The following is a 1,378-nucleotide window of genomic DNA, read 5'->3' on the forward strand; positions in this document are numbered from 1 at the left end:
GTGCGCCCATCAGTGCCAGCCGCCGGGCGAGCTCGTCGCCGGGCGGGTTGCGGTGGCCGAGGTGGACGGCGACGACCCGGGTTGCCTCGGCCACGGCGCCCCGCCGCCGCAGCTCCGCGAGGACGTCGGCGAACGTCGCCAGGTCGAGGTGGTCGCCGAAGCCGGGCCGGTCGCCGTTGTTCTCCTCCATCAGCACGACGTCGAAGGCGCGGCCGGCCAGCGCGTCCAGGGTCGCCGGTGGCAGCGGCGCGGCGGTGTCGCAGGCGTAGAGCAGACGCCCGCCGTCGGGGGCCGTGATGTCGTAGAGCAGCGCCGGGCCCACGAACGCGGCTCCGTGGTTGGCCGCCAGCGCGCGGATGACGAAACCGTCCAGTGACAGGACGTCACCGGCATGTGCCGGGTGGAACCGCAACGCCCCGGTGTCCCCGTCCGGGGGCGCCACGAAGGGGCGGCAGGCGTCCAGCGAGGCGGGCGGCCCGACGACGTCCAGCGGGCGGGTGGCCACCGTCGACCACGTCCGCCACAGCAGGGCCTCGGGGCTGGTGTGATCGCCGTGGGCGTGGCTGAACAGCAGATGACGCACGTCGGCGAGCCGCACCCCGAACCTGGTGGCGGCGCGCGGCACGTCCGGCCCGCAGTCGATGAGCAGGCGGTCCTCGACGAGCACCGCGGTCTGGGTGCGCACCTGGTGTTCGCGGGCCCACCCGCAGGACGCGCACCCGCACCACGGGTTGGGCCAGCCGTCGGCCGACCCCGTGCCCAGCAGCCTCAGGCGCACCTGCCCGGACGCCTACGGGTGCGGATGACGCCTGCGGTCGGCCAGCGTCATGAGCGCGATCACGACACCGAGGAGCAGGATCGCGCCGATCGTGACCAGCCCGACCTGCCACCAGACCATGGGCGCCTCGTGCGACTCGGCGGTGGCCTCCGCGAGCAACGTCGTGACACCGTGCGAAGCCATGATCACGGTCTCCTTCCTCTGTGTCGACCGGCCCGGCCGTCCGACGGATCGTATGGGGTGTTTCCGTCCACCGGCCACCTGTTCGGTTCACCCAGCCGCCGCCGCTCTCGCCGCTGGTCGTCTCCTCCGGGCCCACCGCCGGTGTTGGATGGTCTCCGACGGACAGCGAAGAGGACCGACGACCTGGGCAAGGAGGCCAAACGGTGAGCTGGACCTGGCGTTTCGAGACGGAGGACGGTGGGGTGGTCACCCCCGCCGGCTCATTGCCGTCGGAGTCGTTCCCGACCCAGAGCGACGCCGAGACCTGGCTGGGGGAGATCTGGCAGGAGCTGCTGGCCGCCGGCGTCCAACAGGTGGTGCTCCACGAGGGCGACCGCAGGGTCTACGGCCCGATGAGCCTGCGGCCCGTCGACTAGC

Annotated in this window: 3 protein-coding genes; 1 reads left to right on the top strand and 2 read right to left on the bottom strand. The window is 73.1% G+C overall.

Annotation, left to right across the window (positions count from 1 at the left end):
- Both AC5LUJ_RS08685 and AC5LUJ_RS08690 read right to left on the bottom strand, forming a co-directional pair.
- The coding region (locus tag AC5LUJ_RS08685) for an MBL fold metallo-hydrolase (protein WP_493464753.1) at positions 1-778 on the bottom strand (778 nt) is incomplete at its 3' end.
- Between the two features lie 12 nt (positions 779-790).
- Entirely contained in the window at positions 791-961 is a 171-nt protein-coding gene (locus AC5LUJ_RS08690) for a hypothetical protein (protein WP_250285808.1), read from the bottom strand.
- Between the two features lie 203 nt (positions 962-1,164).
- On the opposite strand from AC5LUJ_RS08690, the gene AC5LUJ_RS08695 reads away from it, so the two are divergent.
- Complete coding sequence (locus tag AC5LUJ_RS08695; RefSeq protein WP_250285807.1) at positions 1,165-1,377, top strand: hypothetical protein; 213 nt, start codon at positions 1,165-1,167, stop codon at positions 1,375-1,377.
- The last annotated feature ends 1 nt before the right edge of the window (position 1,378 follow it).

Source organism: Protofrankia sp. CiP1_Cm_nod3 (assembly GCF_982290655.1).